At 71.8% G+C, this 24,262-nt stretch carries 17 protein-coding genes and 1 pseudogene; 8 read left to right on the forward strand and 10 right to left on the reverse strand.

From position 1 onward, the window contains the following. Window positions 1–58 precede the first annotated feature (58 nt). A complete protein-coding gene (locus LP52_RS08155) occupies window positions 59–1,510 on the forward strand; it encodes a PTS transporter subunit EIIC (protein WP_040272115.1) in 1,452 nt (483 codons plus the stop codon). Window positions 1,511–1,606: 96 nt separating this feature from the next. On the opposite strand, the pseudogene LP52_RS28315 reads toward LP52_RS08155, so the two are convergent. Together LP52_RS28315 and secA are read right to left on the reverse strand one after the other, a co-directional pair. Continuing rightward, window positions 1,607–1,708 (reverse strand): annotated as a pseudogene (locus LP52_RS28315) (AraC family transcriptional regulator); the annotation flags it as partial. 220 nt (window positions 1,709–1,928) lie between these two features. Continuing rightward, a complete protein-coding gene (secA, locus tag LP52_RS08160) occupies window positions 1,929–4,889 on the reverse strand; it encodes a preprotein translocase subunit SecA (RefSeq protein WP_040272117.1) in 2,961 nt (986 codons plus the stop codon). Between the two features lie 227 nt (window positions 4,890–5,116). Between secA and LP52_RS08165 the strand changes: the two genes are divergently transcribed. After that, window positions 5,117–5,590 carry an MFS transporter gene (locus LP52_RS08165; protein ID WP_238580790.1) on the forward strand — a complete coding sequence of 158 codons (474 nt, stop codon included), beginning with the start codon at window positions 5,117–5,119 and terminating at the stop codon, window positions 5,588–5,590. Window positions 5,591–5,694: 104 nt separating this feature from the next. On the opposite strand, the gene hpf is transcribed toward LP52_RS08165, so the two are convergent. The 5 genes from hpf to mtrA form a co-directional block, all read right to left on the reverse strand. Further along, window positions 5,695–6,372 (reverse strand): ribosome hibernation-promoting factor, HPF/YfiA family, encoded by a 678-nt coding sequence (gene hpf / locus LP52_RS08170; protein ID WP_040272118.1) that lies wholly within the window; start codon window positions 6,370–6,372, stop codon window positions 5,695–5,697. 896 nt (window positions 6,373–7,268) lie between these two features. Then, on the reverse strand, window positions 7,269–8,042 hold the full coding sequence (locus LP52_RS08175) for a ComF family protein (RefSeq protein ID WP_084723012.1): 774 nt from the start codon (window positions 8,040–8,042) through the stop codon (window positions 7,269–7,271). 143 nt (window positions 8,043–8,185) lie between these two features. Beyond that, on the reverse strand, window positions 8,186–10,111 hold the full coding sequence (locus tag LP52_RS08180; RefSeq protein ID WP_040272120.1) for an LpqB family beta-propeller domain-containing protein: 1,926 nt from the start codon (window positions 10,109–10,111) through the stop codon (window positions 8,186–8,188). After that, a complete protein-coding gene (gene mtrB / locus LP52_RS08185) occupies window positions 10,108–11,988 on the reverse strand; it encodes an MtrAB system histidine kinase MtrB (RefSeq protein ID WP_084723013.1) in 1,881 nt (626 codons plus the stop codon). Before mtrB ends, LP52_RS08180 begins: the two co-directional genes overlap by 4 nt. Window positions 11,989–11,998: 10 nt before the next feature. Continuing rightward, window positions 11,999–12,676 (reverse strand): MtrAB system response regulator MtrA, encoded by a 678-nt coding sequence (mtrA, locus tag LP52_RS08190; protein ID WP_040272122.1) that lies wholly within the window; start codon window positions 12,674–12,676, stop codon window positions 11,999–12,001. A gap of 813 nt (window positions 12,677–13,489) precedes the next feature. Between mtrA and LP52_RS08195 the strand changes: the two genes are divergently transcribed. The 5 genes from LP52_RS08195 (at window position 13,490) to LP52_RS08215 (ending at window position 19,191) form a co-directional block, all read left to right on the forward strand. Then, window positions 13,490–14,635, forward strand: a complete 1,146-nt coding sequence (locus tag LP52_RS08195; RefSeq protein WP_238580791.1) for a glycerophosphoryl diester phosphodiesterase membrane domain-containing protein — start codon at window positions 13,490–13,492, stop codon at window positions 14,633–14,635. After that, the gene (locus tag LP52_RS08200; protein WP_040272124.1) at window positions 14,635–15,282 is read left to right on the forward strand and encodes a DUF4129 domain-containing protein; all 648 of its coding nucleotides are present in this window, start codon (window positions 14,635–14,637) and stop codon (window positions 15,280–15,282) included. The genes LP52_RS08195 and LP52_RS08200 overlap by 1 nt, the downstream gene beginning before the upstream one ends. After that, entirely contained in the window at window positions 15,279–16,454 is a 1,176-nt protein-coding gene (locus LP52_RS08205) for a DUF4350 domain-containing protein (protein WP_040272126.1), read from the forward strand. Before LP52_RS08200 ends, LP52_RS08205 begins: the two co-directional genes overlap by 4 nt. 312 nt (window positions 16,455–16,766) lie before the next feature. Beyond that, window positions 16,767–17,771, forward strand: a complete 1,005-nt coding sequence (locus tag LP52_RS08210; protein ID WP_040272127.1) for an AAA family ATPase — start codon at window positions 16,767–16,769, stop codon at window positions 17,769–17,771. A 118-nt stretch (window positions 17,772–17,889) separates the two neighbouring features. Beyond that, window positions 17,890–19,191 (forward strand): DUF58 domain-containing protein, encoded by a 1,302-nt coding sequence (locus LP52_RS08215; RefSeq protein ID WP_040272129.1) that lies wholly within the window; start codon window positions 17,890–17,892, stop codon window positions 19,189–19,191. Window positions 19,192–19,202: 11 nt separating this feature from the next. On the opposite strand, the gene LP52_RS08220 is transcribed toward LP52_RS08215, so the two are convergent. Beyond that, on the reverse strand, window positions 19,203–20,198 hold the full coding sequence (locus LP52_RS08220; RefSeq protein ID WP_040272131.1) for a stage II sporulation protein M: 996 nt from the start codon (window positions 20,196–20,198) through the stop codon (window positions 19,203–19,205). 182 nt (window positions 20,199–20,380) lie between these two features. On the opposite strand from LP52_RS08220, the gene LP52_RS08225 reads away from it, so the two are divergent. Next, window positions 20,381–21,295: an RDD family protein gene (locus LP52_RS08225; RefSeq protein ID WP_084723014.1), complete on the forward strand. Its 915-nt coding sequence runs from the start codon at window positions 20,381–20,383 to the stop codon at window positions 21,293–21,295. Between the two features lie 142 nt (window positions 21,296–21,437). Here LP52_RS08225 and ahcY (LP52_RS08230) read toward each other — a convergent pair whose 3' ends face one another. Both ahcY (LP52_RS08230) and ahcY (LP52_RS08235) read right to left on the reverse strand, forming a co-directional pair. Further along, entirely contained in the window at window positions 21,438–22,700 is a 1,263-nt protein-coding gene (ahcY, locus tag LP52_RS08230) for an adenosylhomocysteinase (RefSeq protein WP_040272133.1), read from the reverse strand. Between the two features lie 40 nt (window positions 22,701–22,740). Next, on the reverse strand, window positions 22,741–24,177 hold the full coding sequence (ahcY, locus tag LP52_RS08235) for an adenosylhomocysteinase (protein WP_040272134.1): 1,437 nt from the start codon (window positions 24,175–24,177) through the stop codon (window positions 22,741–22,743). Between the last annotated feature and the right edge of the window lie 85 nt (window positions 24,178–24,262).

Here is a 24,262-nt window from a genome sequence, read left to right on the forward strand (position 1 = left end):
CCGCGCACGCGTCCGACGCGTACGCACCCATCCGACCCGTTCGAACTGGGAGGAACCCGTGAGTTCCACTTCGGCAGCCACCGGAGGCCCACCCGCCACCGGATCCTCATCGAAGATTCTGGGCGTGCTGCAGCGCATCGGCCGCAGCCTGATGATGCCCATCGCCGTCCTGCCGGCGGCGGCGATCCTCCTGCGCCTGGGCCAGGGCGACATGCTCGGCAGCAACGGCCCCGACCCCGGCGGTCTCGCCGACGCCGGAGGCATGGGCTGGATGGAGCCCGTAGCCGGCGTCATCGGCACCGCCGGCGACGCACTGTTCCAGGCTCTGCCCCTGCTGTTCGCGGTGGGCGTGGCCATCGGCTTCGCCAAGCGCGCCGACGGCTCCACCGCGCTGGCGGCGGTCGTGGGCTACGTGGTCTTCGACCGCGTGACGAAGTACATGTTCTTCAACTTCGACCCCAGCGGCCAGCTGCACGAATCGGTGACGGCATTCGACGCCGAGGGCACCGAGGTCATCAACTGGGGCGTGAAGAACCCGACCGACGTGCTCGGCGGTATCGTCATCGGCCTGCTCGCGGCACTGCTGTGGCAGCGCTACTACCGCATCAAGCTGCCCACGTGGCTGGGCTTCTTCGGCGGCCGGCGCTTCGTCCCGATCATCACCGCCGTGGCCGCCCTGCTGGTGGCCGTGGCCTTCGGCTTCGTCTGGCCCACCGTCGGCGGCTGGATCAACGGCCTGGGCGAGTGGATCGTCGGCTCGGGCGCCGTCGGCGCCGGTGTCTACGGCATGGTGAACCGGCTCCTGCTGCCCTTCGGTCTGCACCACATCATCAACTCCGTCGTGTGGTTCGTGTTCGGCAGCTACACCGACCCCGAAACCGGCAACGTCTTCAACGGCGAGATCAACCGCTACCTGGCCGGCGACCCCACTGCGGGCGGCTTCCTCTCCGGATTCTTCCCCGTGCTGATGTTCGGCCTGCCCGCGGCCGCCTTCGCCATGTGGCGCGCCGCCCACCCGAGCCAGCGCCCCGCCGTCGGCGGCATCATGATCTCGGCCGCGCTGACGGCCTTCGTCACCGGTATCACCGAGCCGATCGAGTTCGCGTTCATCTTCATCGCGCCGGTCCTGTTCTTCGTGCACGTGGTGCTCACCGGCATCTCGATGGCCATCCTCAACGCCCTCGACGCGCATTTGGGCTTCGGGTTCTCAGCGGGGCTCATCGACATGCTGCTGAACGCCTTCAAGTCCAACACGACGGGACTGGGGTGGATCCTGCTCATGGGTGCGGTCTACGCCGCGATCTACTACCTGATCTTCTACTTCCTGATCACCCGCCTGAACCTGCCCACACCGGGCCGTGAACCCGAGGAGGATCAGGCCTCGGTCGCCAGCAACCCGGACGCCTCCGCGGCCAAGGGCGACTCGGGTCCTGTAGGCCCCGAGAAGGGCTCCGGCGGTGGTAGCACCGGAAACCGCGGCGGCAGCAGCGGTGGCAAGTCCGGCGGCTGACGCCGCACCGACCGTGAAGTAGCCCGTCACCGGTGACAACATCGGGGCGGATCCCGCGAGAAGCGACGGGATCCGCCCCTCTTTTCGCGCTCAGGGGTCGCGGTCGTGGATCATCAGCGCCCTGCCGTGCCGCTTGGCGAGGGCGATGTGCCGGCGGAACGAGTCCTGCCGGGCCGCCCTGCCTTCGTCCCCGGCTTTCCCCCGTTGATCTTGTACCTGCGGTCATTGTGAGCGATCACATGTGACCGTAGGTACAAGATCAACGCTGTGGGGGCCAGCGGGGCGTTACGGGGACAGAAGAGGGCCTCCTGATGCTCGGTGCTGATGTCGCAATCCGCACCGGGATCAGAAGGCCCTCTTCTTGTTCAACCGCTGTCACGGGCGTGTCGGCTGTTACCGACATGCCGGGACATCACACCTAGGCGGTGCGGTTGCGCGGGTCGCCGTGGCACTTCTTGAACTTCTTGCCCGAGCCGCAGGGGCACGGAGCGTTGCGGGACGCGCCCGCGTAGGCGTCCTCGACCGTCTCGGTGCGGGTGTCGACGGTGCCGTCCTCCGCGGGGGCGGAGTACTGCAGCCTGCTCGGACGGCTCTGGCCGAAGCCGGAGACCACGAGCTCCTCGCCGCCGTCGTCGAGGGCGTCCTTGTCGGCCGCCGCCTCGTGGTCGGCCGCGGCCTCGGCCTCGACGACGTCCTCGGCGTCCGGCTTCGCCGAATCCGACGGCTTGCCGCCGAGGACCTTGTCGGCCTCGTCCTCCTCGCCGGCCTCCTTGGTCGCCACGCCGCCCTCGGCGGGGGCGGCCGTGACAACAGCGCCGCCGGCGGCGCCTGCGGCCGTGACCGCGGCGCTGGCCGGAGTGACCGACGCGGAGGTCTTGCCGCGAACCTGGACCTCGACGTTGAAGAGGTAGCCGACGGACTCCTCCTTGATGGCTTCGAGCATCTCCTGGAACATGTCGAAGCCCTCCCGCTGGTACTCGATCAGCGGGTTGCGCTGGGCCATGGCCCGCAGGCCGATGCCCTGCTGCAGGTAGTCCATCTCGTAGAGGTGCTCGCGCCACTTGCGGCCCATGACCTCCAGGATCACGCGCCGCTCAAGCTCGCGCATGGCCTCCGAGCCCAGCTCCTCCTCGCGGCGTGCGTAGGCCGCGTGGGCGTCTTCGAGCACGCGCTCGGAGATGACGTCGGGGGTCACGGCCGTGACCTCGCCCCCGTTCTCCTCGATGAGGTCGTCGACGCTGAAGCTGATCGGGTAGATCTGCTTGAAGGCCTGCCACAGCCGGTCGAGATCCCAGTCGCCGGCGTCGCCCTCGTTGGTGGCCGCGCGGACGTAGCCGTCGAGCACGTCGTCGAGCATGCCCGAGGCCTGCTCGCGCAGGTCGGCGCCCTCGAGCACCTTGCGGCGCTCGGCGTAGATGACCTTGCGCTGGCGGTTGAGGACCTCGTCGTACTTCAGGACGTTCTTGCGGATCTCGAGGTTCTGCGCCTCGACCTGCGCCTGGGCCGACTGGATCGCCTTGGTGACGACCTTGGACTCGATGGGCTGGTCGTCGGGGATGTTCAGCCGCTCGTAGATGAGCTCGACGCGCCCGCTGTTGAACAGGCGCATGAGGTCGTCTTCGAGGGAGAGGTAGAAGCGCGAGAGGCCCGGGTCGCCCTGGCGGCCGGAGCGGCCGCGCAGCTGGTTGTCGATGCGCCGGGACTCGTGGCGCTCGGTGCCGAGCACGTAGAGCCCGCCGGCCTCGACGACCTGCTCGTGCTCGCTCTCGACCTCCTTCTTGGCCTTCTCCAGCGCCTCGGGCCAGGCCTCCTCGTACTCCTCGGAGGTCTCCAGCGGGCTCAGGCCGCGCCGCTGCAGCTCCTCGTCGGCCATGAACTCGGGGTTGCCGCCGAGCATGATGTCGGTACCGCGCCCGGCCATGTTGGTGGCGACGGTGACGGCGCCGAGCTTGCCCGCCCGCGCGATGATCGAGGCCTCTCGCGCGTGGTTCTTTGCGTTGAGGACCTCGTGGGCGATACCCCGCCGCTTGAGCATCTTCGACAGCAGCTCGGACTTCTCGACGCTGGTCGTGCCGACCAGGACCGGCTGCCCGTTCTCGTTGCACTCGGCGATGTCGTCGACGACGGCCTCGAACTTGGCGTCCTCGCCCTTGTAGATGACATCGCGCTCGTCGGAGCGGATCATCGGCTTGTTCGTGGGGATGGCCACGACGCCGATGCCGTAGGTCTGGTCGAACTCCGCGGCCTCGGTGACAGCGGTACCGGTCATGCCGGCCAGCTTGCTGTAGAGGCGGAAGTAGTTCTGCAGGGTGATCTTGGCCTGGGTCTGGTTCTCGTCCTTGATCTGGACGCGTTCCTTGGCCTCGATCGCCTGGTGCATGCCCTCGTTGTAGCGGCGCCCGCGGAGCACGCGGCCGGTGAACTCGTCGACGATGAGCACCTCGCCGTCCTTGACGATGTACTCCTTGTCGCGCCGGTAGAGCTCCTTGGCCTTGAGGGCGTTGTTCAGGAAGCTGATCAGCGGCGTGTTCACCGACTCGTAGAGGTTGTCGATGCCCAGCCAGTCCTCGACCTTGGCGACACCGCTCTCGGTGATGCCGACGGTGCGGTTCTTCTCCTCGACCTCGTAGTCGGTGTCGCGGACCAGGCGCGGGGCGATCTTGGCGAACTCGGAGTACCACTTCGAGTTCTGCTCGGCGGGGCCGCTGATGATGAGCGGGGTGCGGGCCTCGTCGATGAGGATGGAGTCGACCTCGTCGACGATGGCGTAGGAGTGGCCGCGCTGGACGGTCTCCTCGAGGGAGACGGCCATGTTGTCGCGCAGGTAGTCGAAACCGAACTCGTTGTTGGTTCCGTAGGTGATGTCGGCGGCGTAGGCGGCCTGGCGTTCGGTGCGCGGCATCTCCGGCGCGAGCACGCCGACCTTCATGCCGAGGAACTGGTAGATGCGCCCCATGTTCTCGGCGTCGCGCTTGGCCAGGTAGTCGTTGGGCGTCACCACGTGCGCGCCTTCGCCGGCCAGCGCGTTGAGATAGACCGCGAGCGCGGAGGTCAGCGTCTTGCCCTCACCGGTCTTCATCTCGGCGATGTTGCCGAGATGCAGGGCGGCGCCGCCCATCAGCTGGACGTCGAAGTGGCGCTGGCCGAGAGTGCGCTTAGCCGCCTCGCGTACGGCGGCGAAGGCCTCGGGCAACAGGTCGTCGAGCGACTCGCCGTCCTTGTGGCGCTGGCGGAGCTCGTCGGTGAGCTCGCGCAGCTCGCCGTCGCTGAGGTCGACGAAGTCGTCCTCGATCGAGTTGATCTGGTCCTTCAGCTTGTTGAGCTTGCGCAGGATCTTGCCCTCGCCCGCGCGGAGGACCTTGTCGAGTATGGCTGGCACTTCTTATGCGCTCCTCGCAGATCTGGGCCCGCGTCTGGAGGCGGGACGGATCCTTGACCCCCAGCATTCCATCTTAGGCGACCCCGTACCCCCGCCGTGCATTCACACATGGTCGCATCACCGTCACACTCGCGTAACCGCCGGTGGGCGGGCGGTTTGCGAATCGCGGCTCGGGTTATCCGGTTCAGAAGGACGGTGCACACCGATCGGTACCAGGGGGTGCCGCCATGACGGATGGCAAGAGCGCGGACGACGAGGCAGTCGAGACCGCCGGCGCCCAGGCCGCGCACGGCGAGAAGAGCAGGCGCGCCCGGCGGCCCTACCGCTACATCCGCGGCTACCAGGGGGAAGGCGGCGACTTCGCGCCCTCCAACACCCACCGGGGACGGCTCGCGTCGTGGGTCTCGGTCGCGATCTTCCTCATCGGGTTCCTCCTCGGCGGGATCGGCATCTCGCTGAGCATGAACTGGTGGCTGATCGGAATCGGCCTGGGCCTGATGGCCGTGGCCGGCGTCCTGTTCCTGGTCTCCGACATCTTCACCGACGTGGTGCTGGACGACCCGCGCTACGAGGCGGAGGAGCCGCACAACACGCCGCTGCACAAGATCAAGGCGCAGGACCGGCAGCGGGCCGAGGGCGAGGAGGGCCACCGCGCCGCCGCGGAGGACCTGCCCGGTCACGGCCGAGACCCCGCGGACTGAGTCCTGCCCGGCCGAGCGCCTCGGCACGCGAACCGCGGCCCCGGAGCGCCGGCTCCGGGGCCGCGGGCGGCAGAGCCGCCCGAGGGGCGGCCGTGCCCGGAGGGTCAGTCGACCAGGCGGAGCACTCCGTAGTTGAAGCCCTTACGGCGGTAGACCACGCTGGGGGCGTCGCGGTCCTGGTCGTGGAACAGGTAGAAGTCGTGTCCCACGAGTTCCATCTCCATGAGGGCCCGGTCGATGGTCATCGGTTTGGCCGAGTGGAACTTCTCCCTGACGATGACGGGGCCGTCCCCTTGGGTGTCGAGTTCGACGAAATCCTCGGAGAACTGCTCGTCGACCGTGCTGCCGTCGAACTCTTCGGGGCTTTCGGCGGGGCCGGGGACCGGCGCGGCGCCCACATCCCCGCCGGGTGCTGAGGCGGTGTCGCCGGCGAGGTCGGCGGTTGCCGCGGCGACCGAGACGGGGGCGCGGTTGCCCTTGTGCACCTTGTTGCGGTCGGCGACCTTGCGCAGCCGCGACTCCACGCGGCCGATCGCCAGGTCGAGGGCGTTGTAGCGGTCGTCGGCGGACGCCTCGCTGCGGATGACCGGGCCGGTGGAGCGGATGGTCAGTTCGACCCGCTCGCGCATGTCGGCGAGCTTCGGGTTGCGCTCCTTGGACACCTCCACATCGACGCTCATGCCCTTCTTCTCCCACTTGGAGAGCTTCTCGAGCTTGTTCTCGACGTGCTGCCGGAACTTCTCGCTGACACCGGTGCGTCGACCTTTGACGATGATGTCCACAAGACCCCCTTCAACGCGTGGCCACCGGTGGCCGGTGGCCCGGCTTGGTACTGCCGCTCCGCGCGGGGCGCGGAGCTCACTGTGACTCCGCTGCCCTCCCTTCCGCCACCTCGCGAGCGCTCCCGGCGGGGCCGCGCGGTGACTGGGTCCGGCCTTTTCGAGTTTGGCTCTGCGTATACCCACAAGATCGCGGCTCATATCCGCTTGCAGGCAGGAATCCGCACTGGTCACAGAAGGGATTCGGACACAGAGCACAGATCGGCGCACATCGGGTCGAGCGCGCTCGGGCGCCGGGTGAGGACTGCGTGCGCCACGGGCGGAGGACCGTGCACCGGCGGGTGCACGTGCGGGGACCCGACGAGCGTCGGAATCCGGGATCGACGGGACGGCGCCAGGGCCGCGCACCGCTGCCGCCGGGCGCCGCATCGGGCCGGGCGCGGAGGGGCGAACGCCCGCTCCGCGCACCGACCGGCGATGCCACCCGTCCGGCCGACCTGGTCTTCGTCCCCACATCCGCCTGCTGAGGGGCCCGCCGCGCTTGAGCGCGACTACTGCCCTTCTCCCGCGACCGAGGGACATCGGGTCCCTCCGCGAGGCAGGACTTACCTCTAAGCCGCACCGTGATCGGTCGACGAAAAGTCGCCTTACGTGGGCCGTTTCGCCTGCGGCTGGCATCGGCTTGCCGAACGGGCGCCCCAGCGAAGGGACGCCGTACCCGGCGCAACCACGGACCCGGACGGGTGCCATGCTCTGCACGCTAACCTGAGTTCCGCCAGATGTCAGGTCGTGATCCCGCTCCGTATCCGCCGCGAGGGAGCCCCGACCGCTCGGGAAGGCCCGGATCGCCGCAGGAGCGGACGAAGGTAAAACGTTCGCCCGCATCCGCGCGAACGCCCTCACCCGCGTTCGGCGAGCACCGCGCCACCCGCCACCACCGCTCCCGCACTGCGCAGCGCCCGGGCGGCCTCGGCGAGCGTGGCCCCGGTCGTGACGACGTCGTCGACCACCACCACCCGCCGTCCGGCCAGTCCGGCGGGATCGCGCACCGCCAGGGCACCGGTGAGATTGGCGCGGCGCCGGTCGCGGCCCAGCCCGACCTGGTCGCTGACGCGGCGCCGGTGAGCCAGGACCGGCGCCCGCGGCAGCCGGGCGATCCCGCAGCGGCGCGCGGCCGCGCGGGCCAGCAGCAGCACGGGGTCGTAGCCGCGCCGGCGGAGGGCGGCCGGCCGTGCGGGCACGGGGACCAGCAGCACGTCGCGGTGCCGGGCCGCCGCGGCGACGGCTCCGGCGAGGCGGGCGCCCAGCGGCGCGGCGAGGCCGCGCGCGCTGCGCTCCTTGAACGCCAGCAGCACGGTGCGCTCCAGCCCGCAGTAGCCGCCGGCCGTCCACACCGGCGGGCATCCCGGTCGCCGACGGCACACCCGCGCCCGCGAGCCGAGCGCGCGGGCGCAGTCGGGGCAGAGCCGGCCGCCGGGGCGCGCGCACCCCGCGCAGTGGTCGCCGAGAACGAGACCGAGCAGGCCGGCGAGTCCCGACGCGAGGGCGCGCGGAGTCCGCGGCGGAGCCCTGTGCGGCGGCGGTCCCGCACCGGCGCACAGGGCCGCCGAGACGGCGAGAGGGCCGGACAGGTCACGGCCGACCGGGGCGGAGGCGGCTGCTGCTTGGCTCATGGCACCAGGTTCGGCTCTGTCCCGGCCCCGCCGCCACCGCGGTTCGCGCCCTGTGGACGGGCAGGCGCCGCGGATCGAGGGCTCGGCGCGGGGACACCGGCGGTTTTCGGCCGCCGGAACCGCCCGGCCTGCCCTCCGGACGCTCAGCCCGGGTAGACCGCGTTGGTCCCCTCGATGACGCGCTGCCAGTTGATCCGGTCGTTGGTCATCCAGATGTTGTCGTCCTCGGTGCTGGACAGCAGCGGGAGTCCCGGCGCGGCGGTGATGCCGACCATGTCGGTGCCCGGAGGCGCGCCGGCGCTGGTGGTCTCGGTGCTGCCGTCCAGCGACACCAAGTAGCCCTGGCCGACTTCCTCCTCGGATCCGCCGAGCACGGCGAGCTGGTCTCCGCCCCGCCAGGAGACGTCGGTGACGTCCTGCAGCTCGGTGGCCAGTGGAAGCTCGCCGCTGACGGTGACACCGTCGTCGGAGTGGACGACGCGGCCCACCGACAGCTCCGTGCCGCTGCCCGTGCCGTCGTCGGTGAGCACGGCCGCACGGGTGCCGTCGCGGGACAGCCGCAGCTTGGTGACCTCGGTGTCGGCCAGGTCGGGGGCCTCGACTTCGACGGGGTCTGCGCCTCCGCGCAGCATCCACACGCGGGTGCCCGGCTCCCCGCCGCTTCCGCCACCGGAGGGCGACGGGGACGGCGACGGGGAGGCAGGCGGGTCGCCGCGCTCGGTGTCCTCGGCGACCGACTCGGACTCCTCCTCGTCCTGCTGCCCGTCGCCACCGCCGGTGGAGACGTCCTCGGTCACCCACAGGTTGCCGTAGCCGTCCCACGACAACGAGGTGTACTCGCCGCCCGAAAGGACGGTGGAGTACTCGCTGCCGTCGGCCGTCTCCGCGACGACGACCTCCCGGCCGCCGGCGCGGATGCCGCCCACCTCGTCCTCGTCCAGGGACACGGCGTGCTGCTCCAGCACGGCTCCGCCGTCGCCCGGCGCTCCCGGCACGCGGCGCTCCTGGGGCTTGGCGTCGCTGCTCTCGCTCTCCAGCGCCCACATCTGCCCGTCGCGGACGAAGTAGGCCCGCAGGCTGCCCGTGACGCCCGAAGGGTTGACCGAGTCATAGCCGTTCTCGGGAGGAAGCAGGCTCTCGCCGTCCTCGCCCGGGATGTCGATCTCCTGGCCGCCTACACGCAGCGTCAGCTCCTGGACCCCGGTCAGCTGGCGAAGCGTCCACACCAGCTGCGCACCCATGCCGAACCGCTGCTTCTCGGACCCGGCGGACGCGTCGACCTCGACGGTGACCCGGCCCGAGTCGTAGGCCACGTCGGCGGTGGCGTCCTCGGGGAAGGCCGATTCCACCGCCGCGTCCAGCCACCCGGTGGGGCCCTCGACCAGCATCTTCACCAGTCGCGTGGCCGAGCGGTCGCTGCTGACCGGAAGGAACACCGGGTCGGGCACCAGGGTGCTGCGGTCGCGGTTGAAGAAGTACAGGTTCAGCGGCCGGTAGGCGAGGTCGACGTCGCTGCGGCTGAGCACCAGCCGGTCGGGCGGGCGGGAGATGCGCCACTGGTCGCCGCCGGTGCGTACCAGCTCCATGGTGATGTCGATGACCTGGCCGGAGTCGGCGGGAAGGTACTGGCCACTGGCCTCGATGGTCGCCAGTTGGCTGCTGAGCAGGCGCACCGTCGCGGTCTCGCCGTCCTCGGCGACCTCGGTGTCGATGGCGAGCTTGCTGCTGTCCTCGTAGACCAGGACCTGTCCGCCGGGCGCCCAGTCGGTGCCGGCCTCGGGAGCCAGGTACTCGCGTGCGGCGCTGTGGTTCTCCTCGAAGCTGCCCATGCTCTTGAGGAACCCGCGCACCAGGCCTTCGGGGTCGACGCCGGCCTGAGGGCCGGGCGGCAGCTGGCGGACGTATCCGCTGCCCGCCGCGGACCCGGCGTCGCCTCCGGCGCCCTCGACGACGGGACCGCCGCTGGGCACGGCCGCGCACGCCGACAGCCCCACGGCGAGCAGGGCGGCGGCCGCGGCGGTGCCGGCGCGGCGCGTGCGCTCACGCGGCGCACTCCCGGCGGTACTCACGTGACCTCCTCGGCCGTACTGTCGTTCGCGCTGGAGACCGTGCTCCCGTTCGCTCCGGAGCGCGCGGCCGGGCCTTGCGTGCTCGCCTCCGCGGCGGCGTCGGCCCTCGCCTCGGCGCCGGATCCGGCGTCCGCCTCGGTTTCGGCGGCACCGCCGGCGTCGGAGTCGGCGCCCGAGGCGCCCTCGCCCATGGACGCGGAAAAGCCGCGCACCCTTCCGGTGGCCATCTCCGGCGGCGCCAGCGGAAGCGGGGATCCGCGCAGCTCCTGGCCCTCCCGGCGCGGCAGGGAGAGCCGGAACTGCGACCCTTTGCCGGGCATGCCCCAGGCCTGCAGCCAGCCGCCGTGCAGCCGGGCGTCCTCCTTGGCGATGGACAGGCCGAGGCCGGTACCGCCCGTGGTGCGCGCCCGCGCGGGGTCGGCCCGCCAGAAGCGGTCGAAGCACATGTGCTCCTCGCCCTCCTTGAGGCCCACGCCGAAGTCGCGTACCCCCACGGCCACCGCGTCGCGATCGCCGGCGGCGGTGACGATGACGTCCTTGCCCTCGCTGTGCTCGATGGCGTTGACGATGAGGTTGCGCAGGATGCGGGTGATGCGGCGCATGTCGAACTCGGCGGTGCAGGGCTCGGCCGGCAGCCGCATCACGACCTTGATCCCGGACTTCTCCGCGATCTGCTCGGCGTCGCCCACGGCCTTCATCACCACGTCGCGCATGTCGATGCTCTCCATCGACAGCGTGGCCGCTCCGGCATCGTGGCGGCTGATCTCCAGCAGGTCGGCCAGCAGCTCCTCGAAGCGCTCCAGCTGGCTCTGCAGCAGCTCCACCGAGCGCGCCATGTGGGGGTCCAGCTCGTCGCGGTCCTCGTAGAGCAGGTCGCCGGCCATGCGGATGGTGGTGAGCGGGGTGCGCAGCTCGTGGGAGACGTCGGAGGCGAACTGGCGCTGCACCTGCGACAGCTCCTCCAGCTCGCGGATCTTCTCCTGCAGGTTGCCTGCCATGTCGTTGAAGGACAGCGCGAGCCGGGCGAGGTCGTCCTCGCCGCGGACTTTCATCCGCTCCGAGAGGTCGCCCGAGGCCAGCCGCTCGGCCGAGCCGGCGGCCGCGCGCACCGGTGTCACCACCTGGCGGGTCACCACGTAGGCGATCACGGCCAGCAGCAGGATCAGCACCGTGCCGACGAAGACGACGGTGTTCTGCACCAGGTCGAGCATCTGCTGCTCGTGGTCCAGCGGGAACACGTAGTACAGCTCGTAGGCGTTGGACAGCCGCGCCCCCACCACGAGACCGGGCGCGCGGTAGTCGTCGTCGACGATCTGGGTGTAGGTGACGTACTGCTTGCCCAGCTCCAGGCTGTCGCCGACCTCGTCGCGCAGCCGCTGCGGGACGGCCTTGTCGACGGTGGAGTAGCCCGACAGCCCGCCCACGTCGGGCAGGATGACCACCTCGTACAGCCCGGTGGTGCCGCTGTGGTTGCTCAGCTGGGTGGTGATCGCTTCGGCTCGGCCGTCCTGGTCGGCGTTCTGCTCGCCGTCCTGCATGATGCTGACGGCCCGGTCCAGCCCGGCCTTGTGGTCGTTGAGCGCGGCCTCGCGCTTGGCGTCGAGCAGGCCGGTGAGCACCTGCTGGACCAGGAAGAATCCCAGCACCGCGGTGACCAGTCCGGAGATGAGCAGGGTGGTGGTGACCACGCGCAACTGCAGCGAGCGCCGCCAGCGCGAGTGCACGCCCCGCACCAGTGCCCGGGCGCCACGCTGCGCGATCAGGTAGCAGCGCAGTGGAAAGGCGGCCAAGCGGTGCCAGCGCGAACGCGCGCCGCTCGGATCCCGGTCCGACCGCGTCGCGTTCTCGGTGTCAGCATCGCCCGTCGCCTGTGCCATTTCGCCGGATTCAGGCGGTCCCCGCCTTGTAGCCGACACCCCGTACGGTCACCACGACCTCGGGATGCTCGGGATCCTTCTCGATCTTGGCTCGCAGCCGCTGCACGTGGACGTTGACCAGCCGGGTGTCGGCGGCGTGCCGGTAGCCCCACACCTGCTCCAGCAGCACCTCGCGGGTGAAGACCTGGCGCGGCTTGCGGGCCAGGGCCACCAGCAGGTCGAACTCCAGCGGAGTGAGGCTGATGGGCTCGCCGTCGCGGCGCACCGAGTGGCCCGCGACGTCGATGGTGATGTCCCCGATCTGCAGCACCTCGGGGGCCGGCTCCTCGGTGCGGCGCAGCCGCACCCGCACACGCGCCACCAGCTCCTTGGGCTTGAACGGTTTGACGATGTAGTCGTCCGCGCCGGACTCCAGGCCCAGCACTATGTCCACGGTGTCGCTCTTCGCGGTGAGCATCACGATCGGCACGCCCGACTCGGCGCGGATCTGCCGGCACACGTCGATTCCGTCGGCGCCGGGCAGCATCAGGTCCAGCAGCACGAGATCGGGCTTGGTCTCGCGGAAGGCCTCGAGCGCCTTGTCGCCGTCGTGGACGAACGACGGTTCGAAGCCTTCGCCTCTGAGGACGATGCCCAACATCTCAGCGAGAGCGAGGTCGTCGTCGACGACCAGTACGCGTCCCTTCATGGGTGTATCCGGCACGAGGCCCTCCTCCCACTTCGGAGGCGCAGCGGCTCGCGCCTTCTCCTTTCTGGACACTCAAGCGGCAGTACTTCGGACACTTTCGCCGGGTCCCTTGTGGGAGCCGTCCTCCCCACTCACCTTGCCATCTTCCGAACCGGGCTTCGCCCGGTGCGCTCACCAGCGAATCGGCCCCTGCCGGACGGCACGTCCGCCCCGGTGGCCGGCCCGCCCCTCAGGGCGGTCCCGCGCGCCACCCTGCCGCCTGCACCGCCGCGCGTCTATACGTACGGACCCGCGGTGGCTGCGCAGCCCGCGCCGACTTGGCCGGCAGATAACAGAAAGCATACAAAACGAATGAAGCCGAGCGGTGCTCCCAAAGCGCAGCGGGAGGCCGCCGCCCCCGACCGCCGGGCCATCCGGGGCCGCCGTGGCATACCGTGGAGGGCGCTACCGCTCCGAGTACGACAGCACGACGGAGGGCCGAAACCGATGAGCCACGACGACGGCCGGGACCGGTGGGGACACGAGCCGCACCCCGGTCCCGATCAGCCGAGCGAGGCGGGCGGTGCCGGTCCGGAATACCGGTGGACGGCTCCGGGCCAGGGGGCTCCCCCGTCCGGAGAAGGCGCATGGGCGGCCCCCGGCGGCACCGGTCCCGAAAGCGGCCCGGGTCCAGGCTACGGGCATGAAGGCTATGGCGGGCCCGGATGGGGCCAGGGCGGATACAGCGGCCAGGGCGCCGACGGCCCCGCCGCGCCCCCTCCCGGCTACGGACGTCCGTGGGCGCCGCGGCCCGGCGTGGTGACACTGCGCCCGATGACCCTCGGCGACATCTACAACGGCGCGTTCGGCTACATCCGGCAGAACCCGAAGGCCACCCTGGGCCTCGCCCTCATCGTCACCGCGCTGTTCAGCATCGTCTCCTCCATCGGCATGGGCGGCTACCTCGCCGATTACGGCAGGGTCATGCAGGAGACGCTGGACGACCCCTCCGGTCCCGCGGCCGGTGATCCGACGCCCTTCGAGTTGTGGTCGATCGTCACCATGTACGCGGGCATACTCGTCAGCTACATCGGCCAGATCGTGCTCACCGGCCTGCTCGCCGCGGTCGTCGGGCTGGCGGTGCTGGGGCGGAGGCCGACGATGCGCGAGGCGCTGCAGGTGGCGCGCGGCCGGCTGCCGGCGGTGTTCGGCGTGGCCCTCCTGCTCCTGCTGCTGATCCTGCTGTGGACCGCCCTGGCGGTCGGCCTCATCTTCGGCGCGGTCCTGCTGGGAACGGCGGTGCACCCCGTCGCGGGCGTGGTGACCGGAGTCCTGGGCGTTCCCGCCCTGATCGTGCTGGCCGTGTGGATCTACGTGCGCACCTCGCTGGCGATGCCGGTGGCGGTGCTGGAGCGCGCCGGCCCCGCGTCGGCCCTGGCCCGCTCCTGGCGGCTGACCCACCACAGCTGGTGGCGGGTGTTCGGCCTCCTGCTGCTGGCCCAGATCCTCGTGAGCATCGTCGTGAACCTGCTGTCCACGCCCTTCACCGGGGCGGCGATGGTGCTGGCCTTCATCGCCCCCGAGTCGGCGTGGGCGCCGGCGGTGGCGACAGCGCTGGCCTACGTCGGCACGGTTCTGGCCGGCGCCCTGGGCACCCCGTTCGTCATCGGCGTCACCACCCTGCTCTACATCGACCTGCGCATGCGGCGCGAAGGGCTCGACCTGAAGCTGCAGGCGGCCACGCAGTCGGGCGAGCACCTCGACGCCGAGGTCTACGTGCCCGACGAGGCTGCGGCGGGTGCCCCCGCCGGCTCGGGCTCCTATGGGCAGAGCGGCGGGTACACCCCGCCCGGCGGCGATCCCTACTACGGGGGCGGCGCCTACTACGGTGGCGCGCAGCCCGGCACTTCGCAGAGCCGCCCGCAGGACGGCCACGGCTGGGGCGGCTACGGCCAAGGCGGCCCCGGGACCTCCGCCTGATGGGCGCTGCCTTGCTCCCGGCGGCCCTCGTCGAGCGCGAGGAGGGGCAGAGGCTGGCCCGCGAGGAGCTCTCCAAGCGCATCTACGGCGAGTCCGAACCGAGCCTGCTGGAGCTCATCCGGATGCGCGTGGCGGAATGGCTCTCCACGGTCGAGGTCCAGGCGCCCGGCGGCTGGTGGACGCTGGGGCCGCTACTCGCCGTACTCGCTGCCCTGGTGGTGGCGCTGATCGTCTACCTGCGCCCCGCACGCAGCGCCCGCCGCGGAAGGCCCCTCATCGACACGGCCGCGCCGCTGACCGCCGCCGATCACCGCTCCGCCGCCGAGCGCCACGCCGAGCAGGGCGACTACGGCACCGCGATCCGCGAGCGGCTGCGCGCCGTCACCCGCGAACTGGAGGACGGCGCCGTCATCACGCCCCGCCCCGGCCGGACCGCCACCGAGCTCGCCGCCGAGACCTCCCGGGCGCTGCCTCAGCTGCGCGACCGCCTCTACGCCGCCGCCTCGACATTCAACGACTCCGCCTACGGCCAGCGGCCCGCCACCGCAGACGGCTACCGGGTGCTGGCCGACCTGGACGAGCAGGTGCGCCGGGCCCGCCCCGAGGCCGCTGCCGGCACCGGGCAGCCCCCGGGAGGCGCCCTGTGAGCGCACCCCTCGCGCCCGCGCCCCCGACAGCCCCCTCCTCGCCCTCCTCGCCGCGGGTCGGCGATCTGTGGCGCCGCGCGCGCGGCCCCGTCGCCTTCATCGCCGTGCTCTTCGTACTCGCGCTGCTGCTGTCCCTGGGCGCCCGGGATCCCCGCGAGGGGCGGCTGGAGCCCGAAGGGCCCAACCCCGAGGGCAGCCGCGCGCTCGTGCAGATCCTGCAGGACCGCGGCAACGACGTCACCGTCGCCCGCACCGCCGCCGCCGCGCTGGAGGCCGCCGGCCCCGACACCGTCACAGTGCTGGTCGGCACGCACCGGTTGCCGCGCGACCAGCTCGACTCGCTGGCCGAGGGACTGGACCACCGCATCCTCGTGCAACCCACCACCCCGGCGCTGAAGGCGCTGGCGCCCGGTGTGGAGATGACGGGCCGCACCGGCGAGCAGTCGCTTGAGCCGCGGTGCGGACTGGATGCGGCCTCGGCCGCCGGCACGGCCGAATCGGGCGGCGAGGTGTACACCGCCCCCCAGAGTGCGGGCTGCTATCCCGCCGAAGGCGGCCGCGCGCTGGTGCACGTCATCGGCGAAAGCACCACCACGGTGCTGGGCAGCGCGGCGCCGCTGACCAACGACCGGCTCGACGACGACGGCAACGCCGCGCTCGCGCTCTCGCTCATCGGCGAGCGCGACGTGGTGTGGCTTCGCCCCGACCCCGTCCCCGAGGAAGGCCGGTCGGACCTGTGGGAGCTGGTGCCGCAGTCGCTGCGGCTGAGCCTGGTCCCGCTGGTCGCCACGCTGCTGCTGCTCGCACTGTGGCAGGGGCGGCGACTGGGTCCGCTCGTGGCCGAGCGGCTGCCCGTTGTGGTGCGCGCTTCGGAGACCACCGAGGGCCGCGCCGGCCTGTACGCCGCGCGGCGGTCCCGCGACAGGGCCGCGGCCGCGCTGCGCTCGGGCACCCTGCGCCGGATCAGGCCCGGGCTGGGCCTGGGGCCCGACGCCGCCCCCGACTCGGTGGTGGACGCGGTCGCCGCGCGCACGGGCGAGGACCCCGGGCGCTTGGGCCCCCTCCTGTACGGCGCCGCTCAATCCGGTGCCGCCGATCCCTACACCGCTGACGACCGGGGCCTTGTGCGGCTGGCCGACGAGCTGGATCGGATGGAGGGGCACCTGCGGTGACACGCCTCCGCCAGTCCGTTCCGTCGCCGGCTCCGCTGACCGCAGGCGACCGCAGCCGAATTCCGCCCGGCTTCCCGCTTCACCGCCTCTGCAGGTCATCGGGGGCGTACGCCGCGGGAATCCGAACGGCCTCCGGCGCCCCCGTCCTTGCATGCCCCGGCCCGGACGAGATGATGAAGACCGGGCTCGCACCGCCCGCTCACCGAGCGGGCTACGACGAACGCCGATCGTGACGCTTTTTTCCGCCGCCGACCTACTCCGCAGTAGTCCGATTCCTGCCCGGGGTCGACTCCGGACCATCCCAGGAGGTTCATGGTGACCGCCTTCCCCACCGACGGCCGCCCTGCGCCCGAGCAGGCCGAACAGGCCGAGCAGGCCAGAGCCGCGCTGACCGCGCTGCGCCACGAGGTCGCCAAGGCCGTCGTGGGCCAGGAGGAGACCGTGACCGGCATGGTCGTCTCCCTGCTGTGCCGCGGCCACGTGCTGATGGAAGGGGTGCCCGGCGTCGCCAAGACGCTGCTGGTGCGCGCGGTCTCCACTGCGCTGTCGCTGGACCACAAGCGCATCCAGTTCACGCCGGACCTGATGCCCGGCGACGTCACCGGCTCGATGGTCTACGACTCGCGCACCGCCAACTTCGAGTTCCACGAGGGCCCGGTCTTCACCAACCTGTTCCTGGCCGACGAGATCAACCGGACCCCGCCCAAGACGCAGGCGGCGCTGCTGGAGGCCATGGAGGAGCGCCAGGTGACCGTGGCGGGCTCGCCCGTGGCCCTGCCCGACCCCTTCGTGGTGGCGGCCACCCAGAACCCGGTCGAGTACGAGGGCACCTACCCGCTGCCCGAGGCGCAGCTGGACCGGTTCCTGCTCAAGCTGGTGGTCGGCCTGCCCGACCGCGGCCACGAGGTCGACATGCTGGGGCGCCACGCCCAGGGCTTCGACCCCGGCGACCTCGGCGCGGCCGGCTTGCGGCCGGTGGCGGGCGCCGAGGACCTGCGTGCCGCCCGCGCGGCCGTGGCCACCACCTCCGTCGCCCCCGAAGTACTGGGCTACATCGTCGACATCTGCCGCGCCACCCGGAACTCGCCGTCGCTGCAGCTGGGCGCCTCGCCGCGGGGCGCCACGGCGCTGCTGCGCACCAGCCGCGCCTGGGCGTGGCTGTCCGGGCGCGACTACGTCACTCCCGACGACGTCAAGGCGCTGGCCAAGGCGACACTGCGGCACCGGATCTCGCTGCGGCCCGAGGCCGAGCTGGAGGGCGCCACGAGCGCGGGCGTGCTCGACGGCGTCCTGGCCTCAGTGCCGGTTCCCCGCTGAGGAGACGTTCGACGGTGGTACGGCGATAGGAACGCAGGCGTCGCGTAGCGTCTCCGGTGGGTGGTGGGAGACGGGCGGCAAGGCGTCGCGACAGGTCACAGGTACGGAGGTAGCGGGGATGGCGATCACGGGGCGGGCGGTGCTGGCCGCATTCGGCGCCACGCTCGTGGTGCTGGTCGCGGGAGCGCTCGGCACCTGGCTGGTCGCCGCGGTCCTTGTGCTGCTGGCGGCGGCGATCCTCGCCGACGTCGTGTTGGCGCCCAGCCCGCGCAGACTGCGCTTCGAGCGCTCGGGCGACACCTCCGTCCGGCTGGGCGAGACCGCCGAGGTCGCGCTTGTGGTCGCCAATCCCGCGCGGCGGGCCCTGCGCGGGGTGATCCGCGACGCGTGGGCACCCAGCGCCGGCGCCGAGCCGCAGCGCCGCCGGGTGCGCGTGCCCGGGGGCGGCCGGGTGCGGGTGGCCACGGCGCTGACACCCACCCGTCGCGGCGACCGGTCCGCGGCGGGGGTCACCGTGCGCAGCCTCGGTCCGCTGGGGCTGGGCGCACGCCAGTGCACCCACACCGTGCCCTGGGCCGTGCGCACGCTTCCGCCCTTCCACAGCCGCCGCCACCTGCCGGGCAAGCTCTCGCGGCTGCGCGAGCTCGACGGCCAGCACACGGCGCTGGTGCGCGGGCAGGGCAGCGAGTTCGACTCGCTGCGCGAGTACGTGCCCGGCGACGACGTGCGCTCGATCGACTGGCGCGCCACCGCCCGCCGCGACTCCGTGGTCGTGCGCACCTGGCGGCCCGAGCGCGACCGCAGGATCCTGATCGTGCTCGACACCAGCCGCACCTCGGCAGGCAGGGTGGGCGACGTTCCCCGACTGGACCACGCCATGGACGCCGCTCTGCTGCTGGCGGCGCTGGCCGGCAGGGCCGGGGACCGGGTGGACCTGCTCGCCTTCGACCGCAGGGTGCGCGCTCAAGTGCGCAGCCACGGCCGCGGCAGCCGTATCCCGCAGATCGTTCAGGCCATGGCGCCGCTGGAGCCCGAGCTGGTGGAATCCGACCCGGCGGGCCTGGTCTCCACGATCCTCGGCGGCCACAGCCGGACCCGCCAACTGGTCGTGCTGCTGACCGACCTGAACGCCGCCGCGCTGGAGGAGGGCCTGCTTCCGCGGCTGCCCGCGCTGACCTCGCGCCACCTGCTCATGGTGGCCGCGGTGGGCGACCCCCGGGTGGCGGAGATGGCCGCGGAGCGGGGCAGCACGCGGTCGGTGTACGAGGCCGCCGCGGCCGAACGCACCCTGGGCGATCGCAGCCGGATCACCGCCGAGCTGCGCCGCCACGGAGTCGAGGTCGTCGACGCCGAGCCCGACCACATCGCCCCGGCTCTGGCCGACGCCTACATCGGCCTCAAGGCCCAGGGCCGGCTGTAGGCCGGGACCGGCTACCCCGCCACCGGGGCCGTCTGGGGGGCCGCGGCGATGTCTCCGCTCACGCCGCGGTTGTGGGCGGCGCGGCCGACGATGAAGACGTAGGCGAGGAAGAGCAGCTCGGCGGCCACGCCGATGCCGATCCGCAGCCAGGTGATGTGGACCCACCCGGTCACCAGGCCCTCGATCAGCCCGGAGACGAACAGCACCACCACGAGCCCGAGGGCGACGGCGAGGGCCGGGCGCGCCTCCTCGCCCAGCGCCCGCAAGCGGGGCCGCGGGCCGGGCGCGATGAGGGTCCAGCCGAGCTTGAGGCCCACGCCCGCGGCGACGAACACGGCGGTCAGCTCCAGCAGGCCGTGCGGGATGATCAGTCCGAGGAAGACGTCGCCCTTGCCGTGGGCGAACATCATCCCCGCCGCCACCCCCAGGTTGGCGCCGTTGAGCACCAGCACATAGACGGTGGGCAGGCACAGGAACACGCCGAAGATCAGCGCCTGGGTGGCCGCCCACGCGTTGTTGGTCCACACCTGGGCGGCGAAGGACGCGCCGGGGTGCTCGACGTAGTAGTTGGCGAAGTCGTTCTCGACGTAGGCCCGGATCTCCTCGGGGGTGCCCATGGCGGCCAGTACCTGGGGGTCGTTGGCGATCCAGGCGGCCAGGGCGGCGGAGAAGGCGACGGTGCCCAGGCCGGCGGCGATCCACCACCACCGCAGCCGGTACAGCACGGCGGGGAAGGTCTCGGTGAAGAAGCGGGAGGCGTCGCGCCAGGAGGATTCGTGGGCGCCGGTGACCGCCGAGCGGGCCCGTGCCACCAGGCCGGAGAGGTAGCCGACCAGTCCGGGGTCCTGCCCCGAGGAGCGCACCATCGACAGGTGGGTGGATACGCGCTGGTAGAGGTCGACGAGCTCGTCGACCTCGCTGCCGCTGAGGCGGCGGCGCCTGCGCACGAGGGTGTCGAGGCGGTCCCATTCGGTGCGGTGCGCGGCCGCGAAGACGTCCAGATCCACGCGGGCGACTCTACCGGCCCGCCCGCGGCGCCCGGAGGGCTCGGGCGGCGCACTCGCGCCGCGGCCGGGACGCCGAGGGGCGAGCGAGTGTCGATCCGCCGTGCTCTCCTGACAGACTGGAGGACGAGGAGCGGACGGGAGTGCGGCGCGCGGCCGCGGCGACACGACGAAGGGCGTACACGGTGGCTTACCCGGGCGGTGGACATCCCCACGACCAGTCGTCTGTCGTCACCGGCGACGCCGTCGTGCTCGACCTGCGCCCCGCGGGTTTCGCCACCCGCATGGCGGCGTTCCTGATCGACGTCGCCGTCCAGTCCGCGGGCCTGTTCGCCGGCACACTGCTGGCCTCGCTCGTCGGAAGCGGGCTGGACCCCGCCGCCACCGCGGCGGTGAGCCTGGCACTGGCCGTGCTGGCCCTGGTGGGCTACCCCACCGCCATGGAGTCGCTCACCCGGGGGCGCTCCCTGGGCAAGATGGCGCTGGGGCTGCGGGTGGTCGGCACCGACGGCTCTCCGGAGCGGTTCCGCCAGGCGCTGGGGCGCGCGCTGACCGCGGTCGTGGAGATCTGGCTGACGTCGGGCGTGATCGCCCTGATCACCTCGCTGGTCGACCGCGACGGCCGCCGCGTGGGCGACTTCGTGGCCGGCACGCTCGTGGTGCACGAGCGGGCGGCCCGGCGCACCGAGGAGTCCTTCGCGATGCCGCCGCACCTGGCCGCATGGGCGCAGAGCGCCGAGCTGTCGCAGCTCTCGCCGGAGACCGCGACCATGGCGCGGCAGTACCTCCTGCGCTTCGACGAGTTGGCCGAGGAGTCGCGCTACCGGATGGGCACGCGCATCGCCGACTTGGTGGCCGCGGCTGTGAGTCCGCTTCCGCCGCCCGGCACCACTCCCCCGGACTTTCTGCGGGCGGTGCTCGCCGAGCGCCGCAAGCGCGAGGAGGAGCGGCTGGCCCTGCGACACGCGGAGGCCCAGGGCGGGTCCCCGGGCCCCGACGGCACGCCGGCGGAGGGCGGCCCTCCGGCCGGGGGCGGCTACGGACCCGCCGACTCGGGCGCCTATGGGCGGAACGGCGGGTATCCCCCACCCGGTGCCTAGAGCGGGCCGCAGCAACCCTGGAGCGCCGACGGCGGGAACGGATGCCCCGCTCCCGGTCCGCCGGCCCTCCGGCGGCACAGAGGACCGGCGGGACGGCCACCGGCAGGTCCGCGGCGGGCGCCACCGCATCGGCCCGCGGAGCTCACTCCTGCCAGGAGTTGAGGTAGTCCTCCTGCTCGGGGCTGAGGCGGTCGATACCCACCCCCAGGGCCTCCAGCTCCAGGCGGGCCACGTCGGTGTCGATGCCGGAGGGCACCTCCAGCACTCCCGGCGCCAGTTCGGCGGCGCTGCGCGCCAGCCACGCCACGGTCAGCGCCTGCACCGAGAAGGACATGTCCATCACCGCAGCCGGGTGGCCCTCGGCAGCGCCCAGGTTGACCAGTCGCCCTTCGGCCAGCAGCACGATCCGGCGGCCGTCGGCCAGCACGTACTCGTCGGCCTGCGGGCGGACCTCGCGCCGGATCTCCACCGACATGGCCTCCAGCGCCGGCAGGTCGATCTCGACGTCGAAGTGGCCGGAGTTGGCCAGCACGGCGCCGTCCTTGAGCGAAGCCAGGTGCTCGGCGCGGATCACGTCGCGGTTGCCGGTGACGGTCACCAGCACGTCGCCCACGGGCGCGGCCTCGTCCATGGGCAGCACGGTGTAGCCCTGCATCACCGCGTCCAGCGCCTTGACCGGGTCGACCTCGGTGACCACGACACGGGCGCCCAGGCCACGGGCGCGCTCGGCCAGGCCTCGGCCGCAGTAGCCGAATCCGGCCACCACGACGGTGCGCCCGGCGATCATCGCGTTGGTGGCGCGCATGATGCCGTCGAGAGTGGACTGGCCGGTGCCGTAGCGGTTGTCGAACATCCGCTTCGTGGCGGTGTCGTTGACCGCGACCATGGGCAGTTTCAGCACGCCCTCGGCGCTCATCCGCCGCAGCCGGATGACGCCGGTGGTGGTCTGCTCGCAGCCGCCCACGGTCTCCTCCAGCAGGTGCGGACGCTCCATGTGGGCGAGGTTGACCAGATCGCACCCGTCGTCGAGAAGCAGGTGCGGGCGCCGTTCGAGCACGGTGGCCAGGTTGCGGTCGTAGGAGGCGGGGTCGACGCCGGCGCGGGCGTAGACCGCGATGCCGTACTCGGCGACCAGGGCGGCCGCCGTGTCGTCCTGGGTGGACAGCGGGTTGGAGGCGGCGAGCGCGATCTCGGCGCCGCCGCCGCTCAGGGCCCGCAGCAGGTTGGCGGTCTCGGCCGTGACGTGCATGCACGCGGCGAGGCGCATGCCCTCAAGCGGCCGTTCCGCGGCGAAGCGGTCGTGCAGCTTTCGCAGCACCGGCATCGCGCGCTCGGCCCATTCGACGCGGCGGACCCCGGCCTGAGCCAGGCCGAGGTCCGCGACGTCGCTTTCTGGGAGTGCCATCCGGGGAGCTTCCCAGATCCCGTTTAGCCCGGTACCGCTTTTAGTAGCGGTAGTGCTCGGGCTTGTAGGGGCCGGCGACGTCCACGCCGATGTAGGCGGCCTGCTCCTTGGTGAGCTCGGTCAGCCGGACGCCGAGGGCGTCCAGGTGCAGCCGGGCGACCTTCTCGTCGAGGAGCTTGGGCAGCGTGTAGACCTCGAGGGGGTACTCGTCGGTCTTGGTGAACAGCTCGATCTGGGCGATGGTCTGGTTCGTGAAGCTGTTGGACATCACGAAGCTGGGGTGACCGGTCGCGTTGCCCAGGTTGAGCAGGCGGCCCTCGGACAACACCAGGATGGAGTGGCCGTCCGGGAACAGGTACTCGTGCACCTGCGGCTTGATCTCGGTCTTCTTGATACCGGAGATCTTCTCCAGGCCCGCCATGTCGATCTCGTTGTCGAAGTGGCCGACGTTGCCGACGATCGCCTGGTGCTTCATCCGCTTCATGTGGTCGGCGGTGAAGATGTCGAAGTTGCCGGTGGTGGTGATGAAGATGTCGGCGGTCTCGACGTAGTCCTCGACCCGGGCGACCTCGTAGCCGTCCATGGCGGCCTGGAGGGCGATGATCGGGTCGACCTCGGTGACGATGACGCGGGCGCCCTGGCCGCGCAGCGCCTCGGCCGAGCCCTTGCCGACGTCGCCGTAGCCGGCCACCAGCGCGATCTTGCCGCCGATCAGGACGTCGGTGGCGCGCATGATGCCGTCGGGCAGCGAGTGGCGGATGCCGTACTTGTTGTCGAACTTGCTCTTGGTGACCGAGTCGTTGACGTTGATCGCCGGGAAGAGCAGCTTGCCGTCGCGGTGCATCTCGTAGAGGCGGTGGACACCGGTGGTGGTCTCCTCGGTGACGCCCTTGATGCGCGAGGCGACACGGGTCCACTTCTGCGGGTCGTCCGCGACGCTCTTCTTGAGGAGGTTCAGGAAGACCTTGAACTCATCGGGGTCGTCCTCGGAGGGGCTGGGCACAGCGCCCGCCTTCTCGAACTCCACGCCCTTGTGTACGAGCATGGTGGCGTCGCCGCCGTCGTCGAGAATCATGTTGGGGCCGTCGCCGCCGGGCCAGGTCAGCGCCTGCTCGGTGCACCACCAGTACTCTTCGAGGGTCTCGCCCTTCCAGGCGTAGACCGGCACGCCCTGGGGGTTGTCGGGGGTGCCGTTGGGGCCGACCACCGCAGCGGCGGCGGCCTGGTCCTGGGTGGAGAAGATGTTGCAGCTGACCCAGCGGACCTCGGCGCCCAGCGCCGTGAGGGTCTCGATGAGCACCGCGGTCTGCACGGTCATGTGCAGGGAGCCCATGATCTTGGCGCCCTTGAGGGGCTGCTGAGCGCCGTACTCGCGGCGGGTGGCCATGAGCCCCGGCATCTCGTGCTCGGCGAGCTGGATCTCCTTGCGACCGTACTCGGCGAGGGACAGGTCAGCGACTTTGTAGTCGAAGGACATACGTCTTTACTCCTCCTGGGTTGATGCGCACCGAGTCTAGAACGGGGCACCGGCCCGGGGCACGACCACGAGAGGTAATCTGACG

It is taken from the genome of Streptomonospora alba (assembly GCF_000826685.1).
GTDB lineage: Bacteria > Actinomycetota > Actinomycetes > Streptosporangiales > Streptosporangiaceae > Streptomonospora > Streptomonospora alba.

Excerpts from the sequence above, each read along its gene's own strand:
- LP52_RS08165 (WP_238580790.1), top strand. The coding sequence starts at position 5,117 with ATGACGGATGGCAAGAGCGCGGACGACGAGGCAGTCGAGACCGCCGGC.
- LP52_RS08175 (WP_084723012.1), bottom strand. The coding sequence starts at position 8,042 with ATGAGCCAAGCAGCAGCCGCCTCCGCCCCGGTCGGCCGTGACCTGTCC.
- mtrB (WP_084723013.1), bottom strand. The coding sequence starts at position 11,988 with ATGGCACAGGCGACGGGCGATGCTGACACCGAGAACGCGACGCGGTCG.
- mtrA (WP_040272122.1), bottom strand. The coding sequence starts at position 12,676 with ATGAAGGGACGCGTACTGGTCGTCGACGACGACCTCGCTCTCGCTGAG.
- LP52_RS08195 (WP_238580791.1), top strand. The coding sequence starts at position 13,490 with ATGACCCTCGGCGACATCTACAACGGCGCGTTCGGCTACATCCGGCAG.
- LP52_RS08200 (WP_040272124.1), top strand. The coding sequence starts at position 14,635 with ATGGGCGCTGCCTTGCTCCCGGCGGCCCTCGTCGAGCGCGAGGAGGGG.
- LP52_RS08210 (WP_040272127.1), top strand. The coding sequence starts at position 16,767 with ATGGTGACCGCCTTCCCCACCGACGGCCGCCCTGCGCCCGAGCAGGCC.
- LP52_RS08215 (WP_040272129.1), top strand. The coding sequence starts at position 17,890 with ATGGCGATCACGGGGCGGGCGGTGCTGGCCGCATTCGGCGCCACGCTC.
- ahcY (WP_040272133.1), bottom strand. The coding sequence starts at position 22,700 with ATGGCACTCCCAGAAAGCGACGTCGCGGACCTCGGCCTGGCTCAGGCC.
- ahcY (WP_040272134.1), bottom strand. The coding sequence starts at position 24,177 with ATGTCCTTCGACTACAAAGTCGCTGACCTGTCCCTCGCCGAGTACGGT.